This window comes from Stenotrophomonas sp. YJH_SMC_135, assembly GCF_059372355.1.
The window spans coordinates 190,577-216,554 of sequence record NZ_JCAFVN010000002.1 but is presented as its reverse complement, the minus strand read 5'-3'; the positions used below and the strand labels follow the sequence as shown (position 1 = coordinate 216,554).

The following is a 25,978-nucleotide window of genomic DNA, read 5'->3' as shown; positions in this document are numbered from 1 at the left end:
TTTTTGTATCTGCTTGATTAATTCGACGAAACCGCCGTTTCCCGCAGTCCGCGACGGACGCGGTTGATCATGGTCAGCATGCACAGCACCGCCATGGCCGCAGCCACGCCAGTGACCGTCATCGCGCCAACCCACTCAAACGCCAGCAGCAGACCCAGCACGCCGACGACGAAGGCGCGGTCACTCTTGCCCATCGGGCCGTCATAGCGGCGGCTGGCACCGACCATCAGCCCCAGCACCCCGGCGTACTCGCTCAGCGCCGCCGTCAAGGCCAGCAGCCACAGCACTTCCGGGCGCACGCCCGGCACGCTGAGCAGGCTCAGGTACAGCGCCGCATCGGCGATCACATCGCACAGCTCGTTCAGATAGGCGCCCAGCCGCGACTGCTGGCCGAACTCGCGGGCCAACATGCCGTCCACGGCGTTGAGCGCCATGCGCAGCAGCATCCACAGCGGCAGCAGCAGGTACAGCAGGGGCTGGGCCGGCGCGCAGCACCAGACGGCGGCAGCCACCAGCAGCGAGACCGCGGCCGCGGTCAAGGTCACCGCATTGGCGGTGATCCCCATGCGGTACAGACCGCGTACGGCCGGACGCAACAGGTCCTGAAAACGTCCTTTCAATGCATAGATCGACACGATCCGAACCCGCTGATCCTTGGCAGTTCCGGCACAGCCTACCCGATTGGAGCAGCGCGCCCCATCGAATTGCTTGCGGACCGTCCCCGGCCAGGCTGTGCTGAAGGCGGCCACAGGCCGTGGGTGCGGGTCGATTTTCCCCGCCGGCGCCCGCCACCGGCCCCCACCGCCTACAATATCGGCCCCGCTCCGCTGCCGATTCTGTCCCATGACTGCTGATCTGTTGCCCGTCCGCCGGGCCCTCCTCTCCGTTTCCGACAAGACCGGCCTGGTCGAGCTGGCCACTGCGCTGGCGGCACGCGGCGTGGAGCTGTTGTCCACCGGCGGCACCGCCAAGGCGATCCGCGATGCGGGCCTGGCCGTGAAGGACGTGGCCGAGGTCACCGGCTTCCCGGAAATGATGGACGGCCGGGTCAAGACCCTGCACCCGATGGTGCACGGCGGCCTGCTGGGCCGCTCCGGCCTGGATGACGCAGTGATGGCCGAGCACGGTATCGGTGCCATCGACCTGCTGGTGCTGAACCTGTACCCGTTCGAATCGGTCACCGCCCAGGCCGACTGCACCCTGGCCGACGCGGTCGAGAACATCGACATCGGCGGCCCGGCCATGCTGCGCTCGGCTGCCAAGAACTTCGCCCGCGTGGCGGTGGCCACCGATCCGTCGCAGTACGCCGAGCTGCTGGCCTCGCTGGAGGCCAACAACGGCCAGCTGACGGCGGCCACCCGCTTCGCATTCTCGGTGGCCGCGTTCAACCGCGTCGCCCAGTACGATGCGGCGATCAGCAACTACCTGTCGGCGGTCACCGCCACTGACGCCGCCGTGCCGGCCCGTGCCGAGTACCCGGCGCAGATGAACTCCACCTTCGTGAAGGTGATGGACCTGCGCTATGGCGAGAACCCGCACCAGAGCGGCGCGTTCTACCGCGACCTGTACCCGGTGCCGGGCACGCTGGCCACCTTCCAGCAGCTGCAGGGCAAGGAGCTGAGCTACAACAACCTGGCCGACGCCGATGCGGCGTGGGAATGCGTGCGCCAGTTCGATGCGCCGGCCTGCGTCATCGTCAAGCACGCCAACCCGTGCGGCGTGGCCGTCGGCGCCGGCAACGGCGATGCCTACGAGCTGGCCTACGCCACCGACCCGACCAGCGCCTTCGGCGGCATCATTGCCTTCAACAAGCCGCTGGATGCGGCCACTGCAAAGGTCATCCTCGACCGCCAGTTCGTTGAGGTGCTGATTGCCCCGGATTACGAGCCGGCCGCGCTGGAATACGCACAGAAGAAGGCCAACGTGCGCGTGCTGCGCATCCCGCACGGTGATGGCCTGAACAACTTCGACAGCAAGCGCGTCGGCTCGGGCCTGCTGCTGCAGTCCTCGGACAACCGCGGCATGACCCGCGACGAACTGAAGGTGGTCAGCAAGCTGGCGCCGACCGACAAGCAGTTCACCGACCTGCTGTTCGCCTGGAAGGTGGCCAAGTTCGTGAAGTCCAACGCGATTGTGTACGCCAAGGACAACCGCACGATTGGCGTGGGCGCCGGCCAGATGAGCCGCGTGTACTCGGCCCGCATCGCCGGCATCAAGGCCGCCGATGCGAACCTGGTGGTCGAGGGTTCGGTGATGGCTTCCGATGCGTTCTTCCCGTTCCGCGATGGCATCGACGCCGCTGCTGCCGCCGGCATCAAGGCGGTCATCCAGCCGGGCGGTTCGATGCGCGATGCCGAAGTGATCGCCGCCGCCGACGAACATGGCCTGGCGATGGTGTTCACCGGCGTGCGCCACTTCCGCCACTGATCCGCATCACGAAGCCGGGCCCTGCCCGGCTTTTCTCTTCCGTACCCGAGAACCCTGTCCCATGAAGATCCTCGTCATCGGCTCTGGCGGCCGCGAACACGCCCTGGCATGGAAGCTGGCCCAGTCCTCCCGTGTCACCGAAGTGATCGTGGCACCCGGCAACGCCGGCACCGCCAGCGAAGACAAGTGCCGCAACGTGGCGGTGAAAGTCACCGATATCGACGGTCTGCTGGCGCTGGCCCAGGCTGAAGGCGTGGCACTGACCGTGGTCGGCCCTGAAGTACCGCTGGTGGCTGGCGTGGTCGACCGCTTCCGCGCCGCCGGCCTGCGCATCTTCGGGCCGACCGCCGCCGCTGCGCAGCTGGAAGGCAGCAAGGCCTACGCCAAGGACTTCCTGGCCCGCCACAACATCCCCACCGCGTTCTACGCCGTGCACACCGACGTGGACGCCGCGCTGGCCTACATCCGCGAGAAGGGCGCGCCGATCGTGGTCAAGGCCGATGGCCTGGCCGCCGGCAAGGGCGTGATCGTGGCGATGACCCTGGCCGAAGCCGAGGACGCGGTGCGTGACATGCTCTCGGGCAACGCGTTCGGCGATGCCGGTGCGCGCGTGGTCATCGAGGAATTCCTTGACGGCGAGGAAGCCAGCTTCATTTCGATGGTGGACGGCGTGCATGCGCTGCCGATGGCCACCTCGCAGGACCACAAGCGCGTCGGCGACGGCGATACCGGCCCGAACACCGGCGGCATGGGCGCCTATTCGCCGGCCCCGGTGGTGACGCCGGAGGTGCATGCACGGGTGATGCGCGAGGTGGTGAACCCCACCGTGCAGGGCATGATCGCCGACGGCATCCCGTTCACCGGTTTCCTCTACGCCGGCCTGATGATCGATGCCAGCGGCGCACCGAAGGTGATCGAATTCAACGTGCGCTTTGGCGACCCGGAAACCCAGCCAGTGATGCTGCGCCTGCAGTCGGACCTGGTCGAGCTGGTGGAAGCGGCTATCGATGGCCGCCTGGATGAGGTCGAAGCGCAGTGGGACGCGCGCCCGTCGCTGGGCGTGGTGCTGGCGGTCAGGCCGTACCCGGAAGCGCCGATCACCGGTGACGTGATTTCCGGCCTGGACGACGTGCCGGCCAGTGCCAAGGTGTTCCATGCCGGTACGGCATTGGATGCGCAGGGCCAGGTGGTCAGTGCCGGCGGCCGCGTGCTGTGCGTGGCCGCACTGGGCGACAGCGTGCGCGACGCGCAGGCCAATGCCTATGCCGGCGTGGCCAAGGTGAGCTGGGCCAACGAGTTCCACCGCAACGACATTGGCTGGCGCGCGATCGCACGCGAAGAGTGACGACCGCACCGCAGCCACGCAGGGCGTGGCTCTACTGACATTGGTAGATCCACGCCATGCATGGATGAGAACGCCACCGAAAAGAAAAGGCCCGGCAATGCCGGGCCTTTTCATTGCTTCAACACCGTCCCGCCTTACGCGGTGAACAGCGCCTTCATCTTCTTCAGCGCGTTCGCTTCAACCTGGCGGATGCGCTCGGCCGACACGCCGTACTCGTCGGCCAGCTCCTGCAGCGTCACCTTGCTGTCGGCATCCAGCCAGCGGCGGCGGATGATGTCACGCGAACGCGCATCCAGTTCCGCCAGGCCTTCGCGCAGCAGCTGCATCTGGTTGTCTTCGCTGTCCTCGCGCTCGTAGGCCATCGACGGGTCTTCGTCATCGGCGACCAGGAACGCAGCCGGCGACGGCGGTGCGTGTTCGTTGTCCTCGTCGGTCGGCGCATCGAAACCGATATCGCGGCCGGACAGGCGCGACTCCATTTCCATGACCTCGCGCTCGGACACGTTCAGGTCCTTGGCCACCGCGCTCACTTCCGCCGCGTTCATCCAGCCCAGGCGCGTCTTCGACTTGCGCAGGTTGAAGAACAGCTTGCGCTGCGCCTTGGTGGTGGCGACCTTCACGATGCGCCAGTTCTTCAGGATGAACTCGTGCATCTCGGCACGGATCCAGTGCACCGCGAAGGAAACCAGGCGCACGCCCATGTCCGGGTCGAAGCGCTTGACCGCCTTCATCAGGCCGATGTTGCCTTCCTGGATCAGGTCGCCCAGGGCAAGGCCGTAGCCGTTGTAGCCGCGGGCCACGTGCACCACGAAGCGCAGGTGCGAATGCACCAGCTCGCGGGCAGCGTCCAGATCGTTGCCGTCGCGGAAGCGACGGGCCAGGTCCTGTTCGTCATCGACCGACAGCACCGGGATCTGGTGCACGGCACCGATGTAGGCGTCCAGCGAACCGAGCGCACTGGGAATCGGGAGATTGTTTGCCACAAGGGCAGTAGAGGTGTTCTGGCTCATAGGCACCCATCTTAGCAGTCCGGCAATTGGACTGCTAAAGGAGGAAAAAGTTCCAGCGTCCCATTGATGCAACACTGGTCCCAAACAGAGCCCTACCGTAGCGCGATTTGATGACAGTGGCGAGCACGCTTTTCGGGATTCACAATCCCTTGGAATTCAAGCAATTACCTGCCGTAAAGCGGCCGATTCCGGTCAAGCGGAGCTGAACGGGCCGTTCTGAAGGCCCATTCAGGCCCGGGAACGTTGCCCGCTGTTCAGGCCCAGCGGCCCGCCGGCCCTCAGAGTGCCGAGCGCGGCGGCAGCGACCAGTCGATCGGGGCCTGGCCGCGGCGCTGCAGGTACTCGTTGGCCATCGAGAAATGACGACAGCCGAGGAAGCCCCGATGGGCCGAAAGCGGCGACGGATGCGGCGACTTCAGCACGCGATGGCGGCGGGTGTCGATCACCTTGCCCTTCTGCTGCGCATAGGCGCCCCAGAGCATGAACACCAGCCCTTCGCGCTCGCGGTTGAGCACATCCACCACGTGGTCGGTGAAGCCTTCCCAGCCACGACCCTGGTGCGCACCGGCCTTGCCCTCTTCCACCGTCAGCACCGCATTGAGCAGCAGCACGCCACGCTGCGCCCACGGAATCAGGCAGCCGTGGTCCGGACGCGGGATACCGAGATCGCTCTCGATCTCCTTGTAGATGTTCAGCAGCGACGGCGGCACCGGCACGCCCGGCGGCACCGAGAAACTCAGGCCATGTGCCTGGCCGCGACCGTGGTACGGGTCCTGCCCGAGGATCACCACCTTCACCTGCTCGAACGGCGTGGCGTCGAACGCGGCGAAGATCTGCGGGCCGGGCGGGAACACCGCCGCGCCACTGGCCTTGCGCTGGCGCAGGAAGCTGGACAGCTCGCGCATCTGCGGCTGCAACAGGTAATCGCCGACATGCTGCTTCCAGCTCGGTTCCAGCTGGATCGTCGGGGTGTCGGCTACTTCATCCATCATCGCAACAGAGGTCCATCGTTCAATCGGGCCAGCCTCAGCTGGAACAGCACCTTGGTGACCAGCAGCCGTTCTTCGATCGGCTTGAGCACCAGGTCGTTGGCACCGGACTGCAGCAGCCCGGTCTGGTTGTGCGGGTTGCCATCGCCGGTCATCACCAGCACCGGCAGGCGGCGCTTGCCGTAGCCGAAATCCACGCGCACGCGCTGCACCACGTCGCGACCGCTCAGTTCGCCCTTCAGGGTGACGTCGGTCAGCACCAGGTCGATGCGGTGGCGACTGCGGCCCAGCGACTCGGCGGTGAGCAGGGTGAACGCTTCTTCGGCGCTGACCACGTGCAGCACGTTCAACTGCTGGCGTTCCAGCATGCGCTTGGTGGCCTCGGCCACCACGCGGCTGTCCTCGATATAGAGGATGGTGGCGCCGGGGATGGTCTGCGGCTGCACGTAGCCGCGGATGAAGGTCGCCAGTGCTTCATGGCCGAGCGATTTGTCGAAATAGTCGGTGACGTACTCGGTGAAGCGGCGCTGCTCCAGGTGCTGCTGGGCATCGCCGGAGACCACGATCACCGGCACATAGGCCTGGCCGGCCGCTTCGCGCACCATCCGCGCCAGCGCCAGGCCGTCGCCATCGCGCAGGGTCAGCGAGGTGGTCACCAGGTCCACCGGCCCCTGTGCCAGCGCCTGCTGTGCGTCCTCGATGCTGTCGCAGCCGATCACCTCCACGCCCGGCAGGTCACGCTGCAGGACGTCGGCGATCAGCTTGCGCACCAGCTTCGAGCCATCGACCACCATCACCCGCGTCGCGGGCCCTTCAAGGTGTTTCAGCGCTTGCGGTTGCATGCCGGTCTCAGGTGTCGGTCGGGCGGGTCTGGCGGAGGAAGTGGCCGGTGACCAGCCAGGCGCCCAGCCAACCCAGCAGCAGCGTGCCGAGCAGGACCAGGCCGCCGTGCAGCAGGTCCAGGCCGTGCAGTACGAACGGGCTGCCGTAGCTGCGCGAGAGTTCGGCCAGCGGCATGCGCAGGGCGGCACCCGCAGCGCCGATCAGGGCCAGCGCCACCGCGCCGGCGCCCAGGCCGTACCACGCGCCCAGATACAGGAACGGGCGGCGGATGAAGCCATCGCTGGCGCCGAGCAGCTGCAGCACGCCGATCTCTTCGCGGCGGGCCTGGATGTCCAGGCGCACCGTGTTGCCGACCACCAGCGCGGCACCCGCGCCGAGCAGGACCGACAGCACCTGCACCAGCCGCGCACCGAAGGCAAGCCAGGCATCCAGGCGCTGGCGCCACAGCGCATCGTGCTGCACCAGATCGGCCTCCGGCAGGCTTTCCAGCGCGCGCGCCAGGCGTGCGTCGTCCTTGCCCTGGCCGGGAGTGATCACCAGCAGCGAAGGCAGCGGATTGTCGTTGAGTGCGTCGATCGCCTCACCCAGGCCGGCATCGCGCAGTTCCTGCAGGCCCTGCTCGGGCGTGCGCACGTTCACTTCGGCCACGTCGTCGCGGTCGCGCAGCTGGCCGGCCAGGCGCAGCGCGCCGGGTGCATCGACGTTGCCCTTCAGGAACACATTGATGTCGCGCGACTGCTGCACGCTGCCGGCGAACTGCTTGAGGTTGTCCAGCGCGATCGACAGGCCCAGCGGCAGCGCCAGCGCCAGCGCCATGACCATCACCGTCAGCAGGGTCGCCCATGGCTTGCGGCAGGCGCGGCCCAGGCTGAACACCACGCTGTGCACGTGGTGCTGGAACCAGACGCCCACGCGTGAGGGGGCGGCGGCTTCGCTGTTTTCGTTCTTCGCCATCGGTTACTCCGCCAGGTCCTGCGGCGAGATGTCATCCACCAGCCGGCCATGGTCGAGGATCAGCACGCGCTTGCGCATGCGGCGCAGCAGCGGCAGGTCGTGGCTGACCACCAGTACGCTGGTGCCGCGCGAGGGCAGCTCGGCGAACAGGGCCATGATCTCCGCCGCCAGGGTCGGGTCGAGGTTGCCGGTCGGCTCATCGGCCACCAGCAGCTTGGGCTCGCCGACGATGGCGCGGGCGATGCCCACGCGCTGCTGCTCGCCGGCCGACAGCTGCGAGGGCAGCGCCTTCTCGCGATGGCCCAGGCCCATTCGCTCCAGCACCGAGCGCACGCGCTTGCTGATGTCGCCACGGCGGGTGCCGCGCAGGATCAGCGGCAGCGCCACGTTCTCGGCGATCGAGCGGTCCATCAGCAGCCGGTGGTCCTGGTAGACCGCGCCCACCGCGCGTCGGTGGCGGGGCACGTCGCCGCCGCGCACCTTCAGCAGGTTGCGCTCGTCGAACACCACCGCGCCGCGGCTGGGCCGCTCGTCGAGGTGGATCAACTTGAGCAGGGTGCTCTTGCCCGCACCGGAATGGCCGGTGACGAACAGCATCTCGCCCGGCGCGACCTCGAAGCTGACATCGATCAGCGCCTCGTGGCCACCGGCGTACTGTTTGCTGACATTGTCGAAGCGCAGGACACTCATGCCCCGATTATGCAGGAGCGGCGCGACCTCGTGGAGACGGTCGCGCCGATCGGTAGTGCCGGCCGCTGGCCGGCAGCCATGTGGGTTGCCGGCCAGCGGCCGGCACTACCGTTCCCGGCACTACCGTTCAAAGCGACCCGACCAGCGGTCGGGTGCTACCCGCTGATCGGCAGCGCCGATCAGCTGCCCGACAGCATCCGGCGGATCTTGCGGCCGATGCGGGTCAGGAACGAATCGCCGCTGTCGGCCGCCGTGCGCACCGGCTTGGCCATCACCTGCACCGGGGTCACCGGGCTGGCGCCGTTGCCGGCGTTGGCCTGCACACCCTCGCTACCCTCGACCGGACGTCCGTGGCGACGACGACGGCGCTTGCGCGGCTTGCGCTCGCCATCCACGGCACCTTCCGGCGCGCCCTCGGCGCGCGGCGGGCGCGGCGGACGCGGAGCCTGGGCGACAGCGGCTTCAGCACCTTCGGCCGGGGCAGCTGCAACCTGCTCGCCTTCCACGCGCGGCTTGCGCGGGCCACGCGAACGGCGCTCGCCGCTGCGCTCACCGTCGCGACGCTCGCCACGGCCACCGCCGGAGCGGCCCCCACTGCGACCACCACCACGGCGCTCTTCTTCAGCGGCGCGGGCTTCGCGCGCTTCACGGAAGATCTGGCCGACGCTCTCGTTCTCCTCACCTTCCTCGCCAGCAGCCGGGGCCGGGCGTTCCGGGCGCGGCAGCGGCGTCAACAGTTCCTTGGTGACCGGCTCGGACGGGATCTTCTGCTCGATGTAGGCCTCGATGTCCGGCAGGCCCATCGCGTAGCGTTCGCAGGCGAAGCTGATCGCATCACCCTCTTCGCCCAGGCGCGCGGTACGACCGATGCGGTGCACGTAGTCTTCGGCGTCGAACGGCAGGTCGTAGTTGTAGACGTACTTGATGCCGTCGATGTGCAGGCCACGTGCGGCCACGTCGGTGGCCACCAGGATTTCCAGCTGGCCCTTCTGGAAGCGGTTGAGCAGGCTCTCACGCTTCTTCTGCGGCACGTCGCCGGACAGCACGCCGACGCGGTAGCCGGCCTTTTCCAGCGAGCGGGCGACGCGCTCGACGAATACCTTGGTATTGACGAACACCATGGTGCGCGCGCCTTCACTGCGCGACAGCAGGCCCAGCAGCAGCGGGATCTTCTCGTCGTCGGCCGGGAAATAGATGCGCTGGCGCACGCGCGCAGCGGTGATGGTCTCGGCTTCGACCACCAGCTTCTGCGGCTCGTTCATGTGCTCGTAGGCCAGCTCCAGCACGCGATGGCTGAGGGTGGCACTGAACAGCAGGGTCTGGCGGATGGTGCGTTCCGGCATGCGGCGCAGCAGGAAGCGGATGTCCTTGATGAAGCCCAGATCGAACATGCGATCGGCTTCGTCCAGCACGCAGATCTCGCAGGCATGCAGCGAGACCACCTTGTGCTGCTTGACGTAGTCGATCAGGCGGCCCGGGGTGGCGATGATCACGTCCACGCCCTGCTGCAGCAGCTCACGCTGCTTGTCGTAATCCACGCCACCGTAGACCAGCGCGAAACGCAGGCCCAGGTCGGAACCGAACTTCACCGCATCCTTGTGGATCTGGATGGCCAGTTCGCGGGTCGGGGCAAGGATCAGCGCACGCGGATCCTCCGGCTTGCGGTCGGCCAGCGCCGGGCGGGTCAGCAGGCGGTTCACGACAGCGACCAGGAAGGCCAGGGTCTTGCCGGTGCCGGTCTGGGCCTGGCCGGCAACATCACCGCCGGGCAGCGCGACCGGCAGGGTCAGCGCCTGGATCGGGGTGCAGCGGGTGAATCCGGCTCCTTCAAGGCCGGCCTGCAGGGCCGGATGCAGCTCGAAGGAGGAGAAGGTCAAATCGGTCAGCGGTTTGTCGCTCATGAGTCCGTCTTGGTATGGCCGCCGGCCCGTGGGGCGGCTGGCACTTCATCGTCTAGGGGCACCGTCGCAAACTGCGGCCCCTGCGGCGGGTTGGCAGGCTGGGACCACCGGTCCGCGCGCCGCACAATGCCCCAGTTTACCGCACTCGGGCAGGCAAACCGGAATGCAGCGTCTCATGGCATCCAGAGACGCCACCTTCACCCAGCCACACCGGACTTGAACGGCCTGCCCGGGTTCGCTGGTGTCGCCCACTGCCAGCCCCATGTACAGGAAGACAGTGAAATCCGACACATACCGGCCATCGAAGCGATCGCGATACGCTGGGTTCCAACCGGCGCCTGTCCCTGCCCTGCGATAGGGGTACACTGCCGGCCGTGAGCGTCCAGGCATCCCGCCGAACGCACCGCGGCAGTGCGCCGCGAGGCAACGACGAGGGTCGCGCCACCGGGCATGGCCCAGTTCACCCACCTCCGGCATGGCCGGGTGCAATCCAAGACGAGAAACCAAGATGAGCGACAAGGTTGTACATGTCGGCGACGCCGACTTCGATAGCGCAGTGCTGAATTCCAAGGAACCGGTGCTGGTCGATTTCTGGGCCGAGTGGTGTGGCCCCTGCAAGATGATCGCCCCGGCGCTGGACGAACTGGCCGATGCCTACCAGGGCCGCGCCAAGATCGCCAAGGTCAACGTCGACCACAACCGCGCACTGGCCGCCAAGTACCACGTGCGTTCGATTCCGTACCTGGTCGTGTTCAAGGACGGCGAGAAGGTCGGCGAGCAGATCGGTGCGGTGGGCAAGGCCCAGCTGGCCGGCCTGCTGGACAAGGCCCTGGCCTGATCCTGCTGTTCCCGGCAGCCGCCGCCCGCGGCTGCCGGCGGGCGCCCCGCGTCCATCATGAATGCTGTTCCCGGCGACCCTTGCATGCCGCCGCAGGCCGATGATAGTGTCGGCATATCCGGCCGCGCTCGCGTGCCGCACCCTCTGGACGCAGTTTCTTCCAGACCCATTCCCAACGTTCGCCGCCCCAGCCGGGCGCTCGCACCTTCAAGCGAGGAATAACGCTCTTGTCCGATAACACTTCCGAAACCGGCAGCGCCGATGCGCCCGCCGAAAAGCGCGTGCGCAAGCCCCGCGTGAGCAAGGCCGCCGCCCCGGCAGCCGCCGAAACCAGCGCCGCTCCGGCGCAACCGACCCTGCCGCTGGCAGCCGCGCCCGAAGCGCCGGCACCGGCTGCAGCCGCCCCCGCGCCGAGCGCGCCTGCCACTGAAGCCCCCGCCTCCGGCGGCGGTGAGGGTGGCGAAGGCCGCGAATCCGGACAGCGCCAGCAGAACCACCAGGGCGGTGGGCAGCACCAGGGCCAGGGTCAGAACAACAACCCCTACAACCAGAACGGCCAGCAGGGCCAGGGCAATCGCCGCGACCGTTTCCGCAACCGTCGCGACCGCGACCGCAACCGCGGTGGCCGCGATGACGGCATGCCGCAGGACGGCGGCGAGCAGCAGCCCTTCGTGCCGCGCCCGCACGCCAACGTGCCCGAGGGCTTCCCGGTCTACTCGCTGAGCGACCTCAAGCGCATGCCGGCACAGAAGCTGCTGGAGATCGCCGAGCAGCTGCAGATCTCCGAAGGCGTGGCCCGTGCCCGCAAGCAGGACGTGATCTTCGCCCTGCTGAAGGTGCTGACCCGCCACGGCGACGGCGTTGCCGCCGATGGCGTGCTGGAAATCCTGCCGGACGGCTTCGGCTTCCTGCGCGCGGCCGAAGCCAGCTACCTGGCCGGCCCGGACGACACCTACATCTCGCCCAGCCAGATCCGCCGCTTCAACCTGCGCACCGGCGACCACATCTCCGGCCGCATCCGCTTCCCGAAGGACGGCGAGCGCTACTTCGCGCTGAACATCGTCGACACCATCAACGGTGAGCCGATCGAAGCGTCGAAGAACAAGGTGCTGTTCGAGAACCTGACCGCGCTGTTCCCGCGCCGCCGCTTCACCCTGGAGCGTGGCAACGGTTCGTCGGAAGACATTACCGGCCGCATCCTCGACCTGATGGCGCCGCAGGGCAAGGGCCAGCGCTCGCTCATCGTGTCCCAGCCGAAGGCCGGCAAGACGATGATGATGCAGCAGGTCGCCACTGCCATCACCACCAACCATCCGGACGTGCACCTGATCGTGCTGCTGATCGACGAACGCCCGGAAGAAGTGACCGAAATGCAGCGCACCGTGCGCGGCGAGGTCATCAGCTCGACCTTCGACGAGCCGGCCGCGCGCCACGTGCAGGTGGCCGAAATGGTCATCGAGCGCGCCAAGCGCCTGGTCGAGCACAAGAAGGACGTGGTGATCCTGCTCGACTCGATCACCCGTCTGGCCCGCGCCTACAACAACGTGGTGCCGAGCTCGGGCAAGGTGCTGACCGGTGGTGTGGACGCCAACGCCCTGCACCGCCCGAAGCGCTTCTTCGGTGCCGCGCGCAACGTGGAGGAAGGCGGCAGCCTGACCATCATCGCCACCGCGCTGGTCGACACCGGCTCGAAGATGGACGAGGTGATCTACGAAGAGTTCAAGGGCACCGGCAACAGCGAAGTGCACCTGAGCCGCCGTATCGCTGAAAAGCGCGTGTTCCCGGCCATCGACATCAACCGTTCCGGCACCCGCCGCGAGGACCTGCTGATCGAGCCGGAACTGCTGCAGAAGATCTGGATCCTGCGCAAGCTGCTGCATCCGATGGATGAAATGGCCGCGATGGAGTTCCTGCTGGACAAGATGAAGAACACCAAGTCCAACGACGAGTTCTTCGGCTCGATGAAGCGCTGATCCACGGCATTGCATCGAAAGGAACCTGCCGCTCGCTGCGGCAGGTTTTTTTTTGCCTGCAGGGCGACCCACTTCACTTTGCCGCCGCCGACTTTTGGCGATAATCCGCCCGATACCCTGCCCGGCCCTGCGGGCGTGGCCACCGATTCCGCTGTCGCCCCTTCCGGAGAACCGGTCGGGTCCAGCCTCCTGCCGGATCCGTCGACGCATGCGAACGCTGTCTCCCCGCCTCAACCTGGGCAAGCTGATCCTCGCCCTGGCCCTGCTCAGCGCCATCATCGCCCTGGCCAATACCCTGCTGGCCAGCTACCGCGTGCAGCGCGACCAGCTGGTCGGCAATACCCTGGAAGCCAACCGCGTCTATGCCACCAAGCTGGCCGAGACCACCCAGAACTTCCTGTTGGCCGCGCAGCAGGAGCTGGCCTACGCCGCCACCCGGCTCGGCCAGAGTGACCTCGATCCGGCACAGGCGCAGGACGAGGCCAGCCGCCTGCAGCTGCAGACCAACAGCTTCAATTCCTCGCTGGTGGTGGACGCCGACGGCCTGGTGATCGCCACCTCGCCGCAGACCCTGCAGCTGCAGGGCGAGATCCTGCACAGCGTCGGCAACAATGCCGCATTGGCTGCACGCCAGCCGATGATCAGCGACCCGTACCAGTCGACCACAGGCAAGCTGCTGGTCTCGCTGTCGCACCCGATCTTCGACCGCCAGGGCCACTATCGCGGCTACGTCAGCGGCACCCTGTACCTGCGCCAGCGCAGCGCGCTGCATACGCTGCTGGGCAAGCACTACTACCGCGACGGCTCCTACCTGTACGTGGTCGACCGCCATGGCCGCCTGCTGTACCACGCCGACGGCAAGCGGGTCGGCGACTACGTGGTCGGCAATCCGGCGGTGAAGGCGGTGGTGCGCGGTGAGCGCGGCGCGCAGCAGGTCCGTAACAACCTGGGCGTGTCGATGCTGGCCGGTTACGCGCCGGTACCGGCCACTGGCTGGGGCATCATCGCCCAGCGGCCGACCGAGGCCACATTGCAGCCGTTGTCACGGTTGATGACCGCGGTGATCTGGAACGCGATCCCGCTCGGCCTGCTGTCACTGCTGATCACCTGGTGGTTCGCCCGGCGCATCTCGATGCCGCTGTGGCAGCTGGCGCGCAACGTGCAGGGTGGCGAGGACACCGGCAGCGCGATCAACCACGTCAGCGGCATCCGCGCATGGTACTTCGAGGTTGCCCAGCTCAAGCAGGCGGTCCTGCACAGCTTCAACGCCCTGCAGGACCGCATTGGCACACTCAACCGCGCCAACCGTACCGATCCGCTGACCGGCCTGCTCAATCGCCGCGGCCTGCAGCAGGCGCTGGATGCGCTGCAGGTGCAGGGCATTCCGTTCGCGATCCTGGCGCTGGACATCGATCGCTTCAAATCGATCAACGACAGCCACGGCCATGACGTCGGTGACGCCGCCATCGTCCATATCGCCGACCAGATGCGCCGCTACTCGCGCGACAGCGACATCCTCTGCCGTGCCGGTGGCGAGGAATTCCTGCTGCTGCTGCCGGGCATCAGTACCGACTCGGCGCGCCAGGCCGGCGAGCGCCTGCGCCAGCACATCGCCGATCATCCGTTCGAGCCGGTCGGCACCATCACCGTGTCGCTGGGCGTGGCCCACTTCCCCAGCTTCCATGTCGATGCCGAGCAGGCGCTGCGGCTGGCCGACAAGGCCCTGTACATGGCCAAGGAACAGGGCCGCAACCGCGTGGTGGTCTACCCGTACGCGGACTGAAAAGCGGCCGGCCTGGCCGACCGCTCCATCGCACCGGGCTCAGCGCTGCGCCAGCGGCGTCAGCAGGCGCAGGCCGCGCTGGGTGCCATCGACCATGTACACGCCGCCGGCCGGCAGCAGATCACTTCCCGCCTGTCCGGCGCCATCCGGCGTGCGCCAGGGTGCGGCCTGGCGCGGGCCGGGGATGAAGGCACGCCAGCGGCCGTAGCGTTCCGGCTGGCCGTTGTCGCTGTTGTTCAGGGCGAAAGTGACCGGCACGCGCACGGTCCATGAATCCCGCGTGCTGTCCTCGCCGGTGGTCGGCGGCGAGAAGGTCCACTTGCGGGCCGCACTGATACTGGCCTTGGCGAAGATGTCGCGCATCCTGGCCATGGTCCGTTCCGGTGCGACCACGGTCATGTTCACCTGCTCGGCAATGACATCGGCCACGGTGCCGTCGCGTGCGACCTTGACCAGCAGCAGTACGTCACCCTGCCCGCCATTGCGGAAGGCCTCTTCGGGGTAGCGCGGCGGCGGCATGCGCTTCTGGGTGATCGAATCGGTAGCCTTCGGATCATATTCACTGAAGTCGACGCTGGTCATGCTGATCTGGTAGTTGCCGTCTTCCTGCTGCTTGCCACGCAGGCGTACGCGCAGCGGCGCGTGGACGGCCACCGGCGTGCCATCGCGCAACGTCGGTTCGAACTGCCAGCCGCGGATGGCGCCTTCCACGAACGACACGATGCCGGGTGCGAGCATGGCACGCTGGTCCAGGACCAGCGTGCTGACCGAACCATCGGCCGCCACGTCGATACTGCCCGACAGCACCATGCTCATCTCGGCAGTGGCGCGCACGGCGCGCGCGTTCTGGGCCATGGCATCGGCCGGCAGCAGGGGAGCACCGGCGGCGAACGCCAGGGCCAGCGCAAGGAACAGGGGGGAACGCATCATTGCCGGATCCATGGTGATGAGGTGAACCCCGAGCGTACCGCAGTCCGAGCGGGACCGGCAGGCAGTCCACGCCACGCCGTTCAGGCCAGGCGATGGACCGCCGCATAGGGCGGGGTATCCGGATAATCACCGCTGGCGAAGCGCGCCTGCAGGCCCTGCCACCACGCGGGATCAAACAGGTGCCGGTAATGTTCGCGCACCGCCGCCAGCTCGCCCGCCGGCAGGCCCATGAACGGGCCGAAGCGCTCGGGAAACACGTCGCGTGGCCCGACATGGAACCAGGGTTCGTCGGCCATGGCTTCCTCCGGCGTGCGCGGCTGCGGCCAGGCGCGGAACACGCAGTCGCTGACCAGGCACAGCTCGTCATAGTCGTAGAAGACTGCCCGGCCATGCCGCGATACGCCGAAGTTCTTCGGCAGCATGTCGCCGGGGAAGATGTTGTTGCGCGCCATGTCGGTGATCGCCTGCGCGTAGTCGAGTACCGCCGCACGCACCGCGTCGCCGCCCTGCTCGCGCAGGTACAGGTTCAATGGACGGAAGCGACGCTGCACGTAGCACAGTGCGACTTCCACCTGGTCGCCATCGACGCGCACGCTCTGCGCGCACTGCTGCAGCAACTCTTCCAGCAAGGCCGGGGCGAAGCGGTCGCGCGGGAAACGCAGGTGGCGATACGGCTGCGCATCGAGCAGGCGGCCGACGCGGTCGAGATTGAACACCAGCGCGTATTTCTCTTCCACCTGCTGCCGCGACATCGCCTTGGGCCAGGCGAAGCGGTCGCGGATCAGCTTGAACACCAGCGGATAGCTGGGCAGGGTGAACACCGCCATGACCATGCCCGGCGTGCCTTCGGCGGGCACCAGCCGCTCCTGCGGATGTTCGTTGAAGTGGCGGAAGAAGGTACGGTAGCGCTCGGTCTTGCCCTGCTTGGCGCGGCCCAGCACCGTATAGATCTCATCAATGGGCTTGCCCGGCAACAGGCTGCGCAGGAACACCACCGCATCGCCCACCGTGGCAAGGTCGGCCTGGAAATAGCTGCGCGACACGCCGAACAGATGGGCGACATCGCGACGCCGGGTCAGCACCGCATCTGCACGCAGGCCCTGCCCATCGTTGACCAGGGCGATCACGCACGGTGAGAAGCGGTGTTCGCCGAACACGCGACCCACCAGGTAGGCGCGGCGCTCCCGGTAGAACACGGTGTCGAGCAGCTCGATGCTGCGCACCGGCGTATCACCCCAGTGGGCCAGATCATCCTGCAGGCGCACAGCGATGGCCGCCGCGCAGCGCAGCTGGTGCGCATACGGAATGTCGAAGCGGTAATCGGCCAGCACGCGCTGGAGAGCCTCCACCGGCCGCGTCGGCGAGACCGCATAGGTATGCCGTGCGACCGGGTGGGTGATCGCATCGGATGGCTCGACATCGAAGGCGATGAACTCCAGCGCCGGGTCCACGCCACGGGTGGAGAACAAGCGCCGCGACAGCGTGTTGTAGAAGGTCTTGTACAGCTCGGCGTCGATCAGCCCCCGCAGCAGTGCGCTATAGCGCGCATGCACCTGCAGCCACAGCGCGCGTTCCCCGATCGCTTCGCCGGCGAGACGCCGCAGCGCATCCATCTGGTCGGCGATGCACAGGTCGTACAACGCGATGCGCTCGACTGCATCCCGGCGCGCGCCCACCCAGTCGCGCTGCTCGAAACGCTGCCGCGCACGGGCGGTGATCGCCGCAAAGCGGGCGTGATACTGCTCGAAGCCGGCGTGAATGGCGCCGGCGATGCGCGACGCCAAGTCGGCAACGGTGTCAGGCTCGGACATGCAGGGCTCACCCGGGAGGACCTGCCTCACCATACGCTGGCGTGGGGTGGCTTGTGTAGGGCCACTGCATGCCGCGACAAACGCAACGATTCCTACAGACCTGATGCCTCCCTGCTGCCTACCCTTTCAGGCCCAACAACGGCACGAGGTGACGCATGCAGCAAATGACCTTTATTCCGCGCGTGGAGGAAGGCAACGTCATCCCGCAGCGCGCCCGCGACGGCTACATCAGCGCGACCGCCCTGTGCCAGTCCGTCGGCAAGCGTTGGTCCGACTACCGGGCACTGAAATCGACGGAGGAGTTCCTGCAGGAGCTCATGGCGCAGACGAAGCTGTCCGAGAATGAGCTGATCCACGTGGTATCCGGTGGGAACCCGGCCATGCAGGGCACCTGGATCCACCCGTACCTCGCCATCCACCTCGGCCAGTGGCTGTCGCGCAGGTTCGCAGTGAAGGTCTCGCAGTGGGTGGTGGAATGGCAGCAGGGTCGCGCCAATGCGTTGCTGCCCGTGCACATCGACCGCTACATGCAGAACCGTGCCAAGGTGCCGTACACCCATTTCTCGATGCTCAACGAGCTGACGTTGAACCTGATCGCACCGCTGGAGCAGGCGGGCTATACGCTCCCGCAGGCGCTGGTGCCGGACATCTCCGAAGGCCGCCTGTTCTGCAAATGGCTGAGGGATCATCGCGGCGTCGACACCGATGCGCTGCCCACGTATGACCACGCCTACCCGGACGGCCGCACGGTGCCGGCCAAGCTGTATCCCAACGAGTTCTACGAGGACTTCCGCCGCCACTTCAACGAAGTGTGGCTGCCAGATCATGCGCCCAGGTACTTCGCCGCACGCGACAGCAAGGCTCTCTCGTTCGTCTCTGCACTGCTGCTTCCAGCAGCCTGAAGGCAGCGCCGAACGTGCTCGGCTGCTTCGGCTGGAAGCAGCCGAGCATGGTCCGGCGCTACGGAGGCGGCCACTCAGATCGCCAGTTCGGCCTCCACGTCCTGCACCTTGCGCCGGGCCAATGCCAGGTTGGACTTGGCACGGTCCAGCACGATGTAGAAGAACAGGCCCTTCTTCTTCGCCACCGGGCGCATGATGTGGTACGCCTTGCCCAGCGAGATCAGGATGTCCTCGATGCTGTCGTTGAGGTTCAGCGATGCGGCGGTCTTCATCTTGGCGCGGATCACTTCGGTATTGCCGGCGGCGGCCACTTCCATGTCCATGCCGGCACCGGCTTCGCCCAGCAGCATGCCGCTTTCGTAATCGACCAGCGCCACTGCCTGCGCGCCGTCGATGCCCATCAGTGCGTTCAACGAATCATTCAATCCAGCCACGTCGCACCCCTTGTCGATGTTGGTCCGAGCCCCTTGTTCCCCTGCGGCCGGGCTCACGATCCGCCGAGTTCGGCCAGGATCGCCTGGCCACATTCCCTGCTCTGCCACAGCACCTGGCCGATCACGCTGCGCTGGTCGCAGGCCGCCATCAGCAGCAACGGTGCGCGCCCTTCGGCCTGGATCGCCAGCATCAGCACCTTTCCGCCCGCCGCTTCCAGCATCAGTGTCTGCAGATCGCCCAGCACCAGTTCGCGCCCCACCGCCGCAGCCAGCGCCAGCATCGCGCTGGTCATCGCCGCCAGCCGTTCGCCGCGCCCTTCGGCGCCGGCGCTGACCAGGGCAAAGCCATCGACGCTGGCCAGCACGACCGTGCGCACGCCTTCGACCCGCTGCTGCAGGTCCTGCAGCAGGGGCTGCAGGCGCTCACGCTGACCGGCGTCGGGCAGTACCGCCAGCTGCCCGTCAGCCATGTGCAGCCACCAGTGCGTGCGCTTCCATTTCGCTCATCAGTACATCCATCAGCAGCAGTCCCTGTCCTCGGTCACGGGCATCCACGGCCAGCAGCGGCAGCGGCTGGTCGTCAAGGCAGGCACGGATGGCCCAGTCATCCAGTGCGGCCTGCGGTGCCTGGTCCAGGTGGGTGACCGCCACGACCAGTGCCAAGGATGATGCGAACGGCTGCAGCACCTGCAGATAGCCTTCCAGCTCGCTGGCCAGGCCGGCGCGGCGCGCATCCAGCAGCAGCACCGCGCCACGCGCGCCCTGCAGCAGGATCGGCCACAGGAAATCGAAACGCTGCTGGCCGGGTGTACCGTAGAGACGCAGGCGTTCGCCGTTGGGCAGGTCGATGTCTGCGTAGTCCAGCGCCACGGTGGTGGAGGCCTTGTCGGCGCCGAGGCGATCACTGTTGGCCACATCCGTGTCGACCACCGCGCCAGCCGCGATGCTGCGTACCAGCGTCGACTTGCCGCTGCCCATGCCGCCCAGCACGACCACCTTGTGCTCACGCATTGCGCTCGCTCCCGCGCAGGTGCCGCCACAGGCGGGCGAGCAGTCCGTTGTCGGTGCGGGTGCCACCTGCCGCCATCATCAGCGTCGCCGGGGCGGCCTGCAGCTGCGCGTAGCCACACAGATAGGCGGCATGGATGAAATCGCGAACCGCCGCCGCCGGCAGTTCGAGCAGCATCGCGCATTCCTCAACCGTGCACGCACGCTTGAGCAGCAGCGAGCACAGGCGGAAGCCATCGTGGTCATGGCCCAGTACGCGGAAGTCCGGCCAGCGCAGCAGCTTCACCGAGGCGCCGCGCAGGCGCTCGTCCAGCGCCTGCCAATGGCGGCTGCGTTGCGCCCATTGCCACAGCAGTGGCCGCAGCGGCTGGCGTGGCCGCTCGCCGGCCAGGGCCTGCAGGCGCGCCGGTGTCAGCGCGTCCAGCTGCAGGCCCTCAAAGGCATCGGCCAGCCGCTCCACCAGCGCCGCAGCCGGCTCCTGCAACAGCACGGCCTGATCGTGCTCCAGATCCATCAGCAGCAGAGGCTCGCCCGCATCACCCAGCAGTGCCTGGCCCTGTCGCAGCGGCAGCCGCTCGCGCAGCAGGCGGGTGATGGCGTGCGCGCCATCTGCCAGGCGGATCGGCGCAGGTGTCTGCATGACCAGGGGCTCCGGTGCCAACTGCATGCGACGCAACGCGCGACCGATGGCACCGTCATCAAGCACGTCCTGATGCCCGTCGCCATCACGCAGCTGGCCGCCGATGTCCTCGATCCAGCACTGCAGGCGCGGACGTTGCTGTCGCATGCGTTGGGCGGCGTTGCGCAGCGCCGGGGTATCGCGGATGACCAGCAGATCGCAATCGTCCAGATCCTGGCTGCGGCGGACCTGGCCATCCGGCAGCGCCGAGGCCAGGCGCAGCCGTTGCAGCAGGGCCTGCTCGCCCTGGATATCGGTTCCCACTACCAGCACGCGTGCCATCCGTGTTCCCCGTGCGGCCACCTCCCCGGTGGCCTCGCGTCGCCAAGGCTAGGGCATCGCCAGCGGCGGCCGTCGTGATCGATTGCTCAGATTCAAGGCGACTGCGAAACCGCGCCGATCCATTCTGCGACCGCCATCGCGGGCAAGTTTCATGCCCCGTTGACGGCATTCCGACGACCGACGGATGTCACGGTTCTGGACACGGGTCGAATGGGGCCAGATCCCTTTTGCTTGCAAAAGGGATCTGACCCCAGCGCCATAAAAAGAAACCCGCGCCGAAGCGCGGGTTCCGGTGTCACGGCCGAACGGCAGTGGATCAGCCGCGCAGCTGCTCCAGCGCGGCGTTGAAGGTCGCGCTCGGGCGCATCGCCTTGCTGGCCTTGGCCACGTCCGGGCGGTAGTAGCCGCCGATGTCCACGGCCTTGCCCTGCACTGCGATCAGCTCTTCGACGATCTTCTGCTCGTTGTCGGTCAGCGTCTTGGCCAGCGGGGCGAAGCGCGCCTTCAGGGCGGCGTCCTCGTCCTGCGCGGCCAGGGCCTGGGCCCAGTACAGCGCGATGTAGAAGTGGCTGCCACGGTTGTCGATGCCACCCAGCTTGCGCGATGGCGACTTGTCGTTGTCCAGGAACTGGCCGTTGGCTTCGTCCAGCGCCTTGGCCAGCACACGGGCAGCGGCGTTGTCGTAGCGGTTGCCCAGGTGTTCCAGCGACGCGGCCAAGGCCAGGAACTCACCCAGCGAATCCCAACGCAGGTAGTCCTCTTCAACGAACTGCTGCACGTGCTTCGGGGCCGAACCACCGGCACCGGTCTCGAACAGGCCGCCACCGGCCATCAGCGGCACGATCGACAGCATCTTGGCGCTGGTGCCCAGTTCCATGATCGGGAACAGGTCGGTCAGGTAGTCACGCAGCACGTTGCCGGTCACCGAGATGGTGTCCTCGCCCTTGCGGATGCGGTCCAGCGAGAACGCGGTGGCTTCCACCGGCGGCAGGATGCGGATGTCCAGGCCGGTGGTGTCGTGGTCCTTCAGGTACTGCTCGACCTTGGCGATGACCTGCGCGTCGTGGGCGCGGGCGGCGTCCAGCCAGAACACGGCCGGGGTGCTGCTCAGGCGGGCGCGCTCGACGGCCAGCTTGACCCAGTCCTGGATCGGCGCGTCCTTGGTCTGGCACATGCGCCAGATGTCACCGGCTTCCACGGCGTGCTCGAACACCACGGCGCCGGCATCATCGGTGACCTTGACCACGCCATCGGCGGCGATCTGGAAGGTCTTGTCGTGCGAGCCGTACTCCTCGGCCTTCTGCGCCATCAGGCCGACGTTCGGCACCGAACCCATGGTGGCCGGGTCGAAGGCACCGTGCGCCTTGCAGTCGTCGATGACGGCCTGGTACACGCCGGCGTAGCAGCGGTCCGGAATGACCGCCTTGGTGTCCTGCAGCTTGCCTTCGGCATTCCACATCTTGCCCGAGTCGCGGATCATCGCCGGCATCGAGGCGTCGACGATCACGTCGCTCGGCACGTGCAGGTTGGTGATGCCCTTGTCCGAATTGACCATGGCCACGCCCGGGCGCTGCGCGTACTCGGCGGCCAGGTCGGCCTCGATCGCGGCGCGGGTGGCTTCAGGCAGCGACGGCAGGCGCGCAGCCAGGTCACCAATGCCGTTGTTGGCATCGAAACCGGCCTGCTTCAGCACGTCGGCGTGCTTGGTCAGTACGTCCTTGTAGAACTCGTTCACCGCCACGCCGAACATGATCGGGTCGGAGACCTTCATCATGGTCGCCTTCAGGTGCAGCGAGAACAGCACGCCCTGGGCCTTGGCATCGGCAATCTGCTCGCCGATGAACGCGGCCAGTGCCTTGCGGCTCATGACGGCGGCATCGACGATCTCGCCCGCCTTCACTGCGGTCTTTTCCTTCAGCACCACGGCGCTGCCGTCCTTGCCGTGGAAGGTGATCTTCAGCGAACCGGCGTTGGCCAGGGTGGCCGACTTCTCGCTGCCGTAGAAGTCACCGGCGGCCATGTGCGCGACGTGCGACTTCGAATCCGACGCCCAGGCGCCCATGCGGTGCGGATGCTTGCGCGCGTAGTTCTTCACCGACAGCGGTGCACGGCGGTCGGAGTTGCCTTCGCGCAGCACCGGGTTCACCGCACTGCCCTTGACCTTGTCGTAGCGCGCCTTGTAGTCGCGCTGCTGGTCGTCGGCCGGGGTTTCCGGGTAATCCGGCAGCGGATAGCCCTGGTCCTGCAGTTCCTTGATGGCCGCCTTCAGCTGCGGCACCGAGGCGGAGATGTTCGGCAGCTTGATGATGTTGGCGTCCGGGGTGGTCGCCAGCTGGCCCAGCTCGGCCAGGTCGTCGCTGACCTTCTGCGCGTCGCTGAGCAGTTCAGGGAACAGCGACAGGATGCGGCCGGACAGCGAGATGTCACGGGTTTCCACCACGATGCCTGCGGTGGCGGTGTAGGCGCCGACGATCGGCAGCAGCGACTGGGTGGCCAGGAACGGTGCTTCGTCGGTCAGCGTGTAGAGAATCTTGGACATGGGGGACTTGGACTCTGTAGCAGTGCTCAGGGGAAGGCCGGCGCCAGCGCCGGGCCACGTGCAACCGTGTCGCGCGCGGGGCCGGGCCCCACGCTTTCCCCCGTCGCCGTCAGGGTGGGCGCGCGGCGGGGAAACCCCTGCATTGTCGCGTTTTCAGCCGCGCGGGGCAAAGCCGCGCCATACGCGGCGGTACTGCACGGCGGCAACGCTGTGATCCATCCGCGCCAGGATGAAGCCCCCCACAGCATCAGCAGATCCACGCCATGCGTGGATGAAGCCAGCCATCGCCCAACAAAAAAGGACGCAGCCTCGCGGCTGCGTCCATCGTGAGCCCTGCCGGGAGAGAGTCGGCAGGACCTACTTGACCTCGAACTCCTGCGGCGTTCCGGCCGCCTTGCCATCGACGGTGACCTCGGCGCGGTACTTGCCGGCCGGCCAGCCCTTTGCATTCTTGAACGTGACGTTGGTGGTTTCCGCACCACTGGTGTTCAGGGTAGCGTTCTGTTCGCCGGCTACCTGGCCGTCCTGATAGGTCAGCTTGGCGCCAACGGTGACGTTGTTTGCAGCGCCGTCGGTCTTGACCGAGACGATGATGTCATCCTTCGGTGCGAACAAAGCCGTCGTCGCAACCGACTTGTCGGCGGCGGCGGTCTTGCCGACGGTGACCGACGAGACGTTGACCGCAGAGGCTTCGGCCATCGGCGGCGGTGCGCCGGTCATCGGCGCGGGAGCTGCGGGTTCGGCCGGGGCGGTCGCTGCCGGAGCGGCGTTGCTGTCGGTCGACTCTTCCTTCTTCTTGCAACCGACCAGGGCAACGCTGCCCAGCAGGGCGGCGATCAGGGCGGTCTGTAGCGGGGTGGTCTTGATCATTCGGGGTTCCTCCCAGGGATTGTCGGACGGCGTTCGATGGCCGGCTTACTTCGGCGGCAGTTTCAGGGTCTGGCCCGGGAAGATCTTGTCCGGGTCATCAAGCACATCGCGGTTGGCTTCGAAGATCTTTTTCCAGGCATTGGCGTCGCCCAGATGCTGCTTGGCGATCTTCGACAGCGAGTCACCCTTCTGCACGGTATAGGTGCCGCCGCTGACAACGTCTGCGGTGCTGTCCACCGAAGCGCTGACGCCGGAGAAGTCCGCCTTCGGCACCTGCTCGGCGGTACTGTCGACACTGCCACTGACGCCGGAGAAATCGGCTTTCTTCTCGGTACTCATCCACAACTCCCGTCTGCATGACTACGTGATTCGCACGGTGCCATGGAGGTTGTTAAATGGGGATGGTGCAGATGTGAAGCCGCCCCCCGGGGCGGCTGAACAATCGGGGGAATGGACGCCCGGTAGTGCCGGCCGCTGGCCGGCTGTGCCAGGGGGATCCGGCCTTGACCGATTGCCGGCCAGCGGCCGGCTCTACCCGTAACCACCTGCGAATCATGGTAGTGCCGGCCGATGGCCGGTGCTCGCCGGGCATGGCCCGGCGCAACGGGCAACCGCCTGTGGCGGTTACTGCCGCAGTTCGCGGTAGGTCGCGGCCGGGGCGGCGATGCCCGGGCTGGCACGCCAGGGGTTGATGTCCAGGCCGCCACGACGGGTGTAGCGGGCCTCCACTTCCAGCCACTGCGGCTGGCAGCGCGCAGACACCTCGCTGAAGATCCGTTCAACACACTGCTCGTGGAACTCGGCGTGCTCGCGGTAGCTGACCAGGTAACGCAGCAGGCCGGCGCGGTCGATCTTCGGCCCGCGGTAGCGCAGGCTGACCGTGGCCCAGTCCGGCTGGCCGGTAACCGGGCAGTTGGACTTCAGCAGCGCCGAGACCAGGGTTTCCTCCACCACCTCGCCGGCATCAGCGGCGAGGAAGTCTGCCTGCGGCGGGCCGTAGCAGTCGATCTCCAGGTCCAGCCCATCGATGGATTCGCCGAGCGGCGTCTCACGCAGGCCCGGCAGGCCGAACTCGACCTCGACCGGCGCACCGGCGCAGGCCGACAGATCCGCCACGATGCGCGCGCGCAGTGCCTCGGCGCTGTCGATGCGGGTGCTGTTGAGGGAGTTGAGGTACAGCTTGAACGACTTCGATTCGATCAGCCGCGGCGAGGTGCACGGCACCTGCACGGTGGCCACGGCCACCTGCGGCTTGCCACGCGGGTCGAGCCAGCTCAGCTCGAAGGCGTGCCAGCGGTCATGGCCGACGAACGGCAGCGCGGCGTCATCGAGGCCGATCTCGGCGCGGGCGCCGATGCGGGGGATGGGGAACAGCAGGCCGGGATCGTACTGCGACGGGTAACTGACCTCGCGACCGAGGCTGGAATCCTGTGGGGTGTTCATGGGCGCCATTGTATCGCGCGGGCGGCGGGCCTTCGGCCGGGCCGGCCAACGGCGGAGCCCCTCCGTGGTGGTTGTGTTGCCGGATACAGGAGCTGGCCGGGAGGGTGGGTTGGCCGGGGGACGCCGTAAACCCGTCCATGGGGGCTTGGCCGCGGCTTGCTCGTGTGCGCTGTCTTGCGCACACGGCAAGGCCTGGGTTGGGCGTCCTGCCCAACCCGCCCGAGGCATGCCTCGGGCCCATGCCGCGGACACCCCCGCCCCGCCTGCCCACCCGGCCCCTGACAGTTCCTTGCGCGCGGCCATCACCACGGGAAAGATCAGAAAATC

Annotated in this window: 23 protein-coding genes; 6 read left to right on the top strand and 17 right to left on the bottom strand. The window is 67.3% G+C overall.

The window, feature by feature from the left end; translation table 11 throughout:
- Positions 1-17 precede the first annotated feature (17 nt).
- Positions 18-635, bottom strand: a complete 618-nt coding sequence (locus AC5P98_RS07510) for a CDP-alcohol phosphatidyltransferase family protein (protein WP_049407891.1) — start codon at positions 633-635, stop codon at positions 18-20.
- Positions 636-843: 208 nt separating this feature from the next.
- On the opposite strand from AC5P98_RS07510, the gene purH reads away from it, so the two are divergent.
- Together purH and purD are read left to right on the top strand one after the other, a co-directional pair.
- Positions 844-2,427: a bifunctional phosphoribosylaminoimidazolecarboxamide formyltransferase/IMP cyclohydrolase gene (gene purH, locus AC5P98_RS07505; RefSeq protein WP_049407889.1), complete on the top strand. Its 1,584-nt coding sequence runs from the start codon at positions 844-846 to the stop codon at positions 2,425-2,427.
- Positions 2,428-2,488: 61 nt separating this feature from the next.
- Positions 2,489-3,772 (top strand): phosphoribosylamine--glycine ligase, encoded by a 1,284-nt coding sequence (purD, locus tag AC5P98_RS07500; RefSeq protein ID WP_495229925.1) that lies wholly within the window; start codon positions 2,489-2,491, stop codon positions 3,770-3,772.
- 134 nt (positions 3,773-3,906) lie between these two features.
- On the opposite strand, the gene rpoH is transcribed toward purD, so the two are convergent.
- The 6 genes from rpoH to rhlB all read right to left on the bottom strand — a co-directional run bounded on the left by rpoH (position 3,907) and on the right by rhlB (position 10,159).
- Entirely contained in the window at positions 3,907-4,782 is an 876-nt protein-coding gene (gene rpoH / locus AC5P98_RS07495; RefSeq protein WP_005411269.1) for an RNA polymerase sigma factor RpoH, read from the bottom strand.
- 278 nt (positions 4,783-5,060) lie between these two features.
- Positions 5,061-5,774 carry a uracil-DNA glycosylase gene (gene ung / locus AC5P98_RS07490; protein ID WP_005419723.1) on the bottom strand — a complete coding sequence of 238 codons (714 nt, stop codon included), beginning with the start codon at positions 5,772-5,774 and terminating at the stop codon, positions 5,061-5,063.
- Entirely contained in the window at positions 5,771-6,613 is an 843-nt protein-coding gene (locus AC5P98_RS07485) for a response regulator (RefSeq protein WP_019660837.1), read from the bottom strand. The genes ung and AC5P98_RS07485 overlap by 4 nt, the downstream gene beginning before the upstream one ends.
- Positions 6,614-6,620: 7 nt before the next feature.
- Positions 6,621-7,568, bottom strand: coding sequence for a permease-like cell division protein FtsX (ftsX, locus tag AC5P98_RS07480; RefSeq protein ID WP_032961674.1), 948 nt, complete (start codon positions 7,566-7,568; stop codon positions 6,621-6,623).
- A 3-nt stretch (positions 7,569-7,571) separates the two neighbouring features.
- On the bottom strand, positions 7,572-8,258 hold the full coding sequence (gene ftsE / locus AC5P98_RS07475) for a cell division ATP-binding protein FtsE (RefSeq protein WP_014648630.1): 687 nt from the start codon (positions 8,256-8,258) through the stop codon (positions 7,572-7,574).
- A 179-nt stretch (positions 8,259-8,437) separates the two neighbouring features.
- The gene (rhlB, locus tag AC5P98_RS07470) at positions 8,438-10,159 is read right to left on the bottom strand and encodes an ATP-dependent RNA helicase RhlB (RefSeq protein ID WP_049404055.1); all 1,722 of its coding nucleotides are present in this window, start codon (positions 10,157-10,159) and stop codon (positions 8,438-8,440) included.
- A gap of 508 nt (positions 10,160-10,667) precedes the next feature.
- Here rhlB and trxA point away from each other — a divergent pair.
- The 3 genes from trxA to AC5P98_RS07455 all read left to right on the top strand — a co-directional run bounded on the left by trxA (position 10,668) and on the right by AC5P98_RS07455 (position 14,753).
- Positions 10,668-10,997 (top strand): thioredoxin, encoded by a 330-nt coding sequence (gene trxA / locus AC5P98_RS07465; RefSeq protein WP_005411275.1) that lies wholly within the window; start codon positions 10,668-10,670, stop codon positions 10,995-10,997.
- Positions 10,998-11,224: 227 nt separating this feature from the next.
- Positions 11,225-12,970: a transcription termination factor Rho gene (gene rho / locus AC5P98_RS07460; protein ID WP_046429862.1), complete on the top strand. Its 1,746-nt coding sequence runs from the start codon at positions 11,225-11,227 to the stop codon at positions 12,968-12,970.
- A gap of 208 nt (positions 12,971-13,178) precedes the next feature.
- Positions 13,179-14,753 carry a sensor domain-containing diguanylate cyclase gene (locus tag AC5P98_RS07455; protein ID WP_032961682.1) on the top strand — a complete coding sequence of 525 codons (1,575 nt, stop codon included), beginning with the start codon at positions 13,179-13,181 and terminating at the stop codon, positions 14,751-14,753.
- A gap of 39 nt (positions 14,754-14,792) precedes the next feature.
- Here AC5P98_RS07455 and AC5P98_RS07450 read toward each other — a convergent pair whose 3' ends face one another.
- Together AC5P98_RS07450 and aceK are read right to left on the bottom strand one after the other, a co-directional pair.
- Positions 14,793-15,683 carry an energy transducer TonB gene (locus tag AC5P98_RS07450; RefSeq protein WP_049404052.1) on the bottom strand — a complete coding sequence of 297 codons (891 nt, stop codon included), beginning with the start codon at positions 15,681-15,683 and terminating at the stop codon, positions 14,793-14,795.
- A gap of 80 nt (positions 15,684-15,763) precedes the next feature.
- On the bottom strand, positions 15,764-17,494 hold the full coding sequence (gene aceK / locus AC5P98_RS07445) for a bifunctional isocitrate dehydrogenase kinase/phosphatase (RefSeq protein WP_049404051.1): 1,731 nt from the start codon (positions 17,492-17,494) through the stop codon (positions 15,764-15,766).
- Between the two features lie 155 nt (positions 17,495-17,649).
- Here aceK and AC5P98_RS07440 point away from each other — a divergent pair, with 155 nt between their 5' ends.
- A complete protein-coding gene (locus tag AC5P98_RS07440) occupies positions 17,650-18,396 on the top strand; it encodes a KilA-N domain-containing protein (RefSeq protein WP_049404049.1) in 747 nt (248 codons plus the stop codon).
- Positions 18,397-18,470: 74 nt separating this feature from the next.
- Here AC5P98_RS07440 and AC5P98_RS07435 read toward each other — a convergent pair whose 3' ends face one another.
- From AC5P98_RS07435 to queF, 8 genes are all read right to left on the bottom strand, one after another.
- Positions 18,471-18,830 carry a hypothetical protein gene (locus tag AC5P98_RS07435; RefSeq protein ID WP_049404047.1) on the bottom strand — a complete coding sequence of 120 codons (360 nt, stop codon included), beginning with the start codon at positions 18,828-18,830 and terminating at the stop codon, positions 18,471-18,473.
- Between the two features lie 53 nt (positions 18,831-18,883).
- Positions 18,884-19,300, bottom strand: coding sequence for a roadblock/LC7 domain-containing protein (locus AC5P98_RS07430; RefSeq protein WP_014648640.1), 417 nt, complete (start codon positions 19,298-19,300; stop codon positions 18,884-18,886).
- Positions 19,293-19,841 (bottom strand): GTP-binding protein, encoded by a 549-nt coding sequence (locus AC5P98_RS07425; RefSeq protein WP_014648641.1) that lies wholly within the window; start codon positions 19,839-19,841, stop codon positions 19,293-19,295. The genes AC5P98_RS07430 and AC5P98_RS07425 overlap by 8 nt, the downstream gene beginning before the upstream one ends.
- Positions 19,834-20,799, bottom strand: a complete 966-nt coding sequence (locus AC5P98_RS07420) for a hypothetical protein (protein ID WP_049404045.1) — start codon at positions 20,797-20,799, stop codon at positions 19,834-19,836. The genes AC5P98_RS07425 and AC5P98_RS07420 overlap by 8 nt, the downstream gene beginning before the upstream one ends.
- Before the next feature lie 316 nt (positions 20,800-21,115).
- Positions 21,116-23,338 carry an NADP-dependent isocitrate dehydrogenase gene (locus AC5P98_RS07415; RefSeq protein WP_046432822.1) on the bottom strand — a complete coding sequence of 741 codons (2,223 nt, stop codon included), beginning with the start codon at positions 23,336-23,338 and terminating at the stop codon, positions 21,116-21,118.
- A gap of 357 nt (positions 23,339-23,695) precedes the next feature.
- Positions 23,696-24,208 (bottom strand): hypothetical protein, encoded by a 513-nt coding sequence (locus tag AC5P98_RS07410; RefSeq protein WP_049404042.1) that lies wholly within the window; start codon positions 24,206-24,208, stop codon positions 23,696-23,698.
- A gap of 45 nt (positions 24,209-24,253) precedes the next feature.
- Positions 24,254-24,547, bottom strand: coding sequence for a LysM peptidoglycan-binding domain-containing protein (locus AC5P98_RS07405; protein ID WP_005419771.1), 294 nt, complete (start codon positions 24,545-24,547; stop codon positions 24,254-24,256).
- Positions 24,548-24,832: 285 nt separating this feature from the next.
- Positions 24,833-25,651 carry an NADPH-dependent 7-cyano-7-deazaguanine reductase QueF gene (gene queF, locus AC5P98_RS07400; RefSeq protein WP_049404039.1) on the bottom strand — a complete coding sequence of 273 codons (819 nt, stop codon included), beginning with the start codon at positions 25,649-25,651 and terminating at the stop codon, positions 24,833-24,835.
- Between the last annotated feature and the right edge of the window lie 327 nt (positions 25,652-25,978).